The 236-nt window shown below is 61.4% G+C and carries 1 protein-coding gene; it reads left to right on the top strand.

Annotated elements, in window-relative coordinates:
• The coding region (locus ACYP03_RS28015; protein ID WP_459782934.1) for a hypothetical protein at positions 1-236 on the top strand (236 nt) is incomplete at both ends.

The following is a 236-nucleotide window of genomic DNA, read 5'->3' as shown; positions in this document are numbered from 1 at the left end:
CGCTCAGCGCTTTTCAGCTCGACAGGCTGAATAACGAGGAAGACGAGTGGGAGCGCTGGATTGCGGAGTTTCGTGACTATCGCAGCCTGTGGCTGCGCCGCGGAGTGCTCCCTATGATCCGCCATGTGTTAACACGCCGCCAGATTGCCGCACGTCTGCTGGGTGAAAACGGCGGCGAGCGCAGGCTGACGGATTTACTGCATCTGGGCGAGTTGCTGCAGCAGGCCAGCCAGACG

The sequence above is a fragment of the Photobacterium sp. R1 genome (genome assembly GCF_054600795.1).
This window is presented reverse-complemented; position numbering and strand designations above follow the sequence as displayed.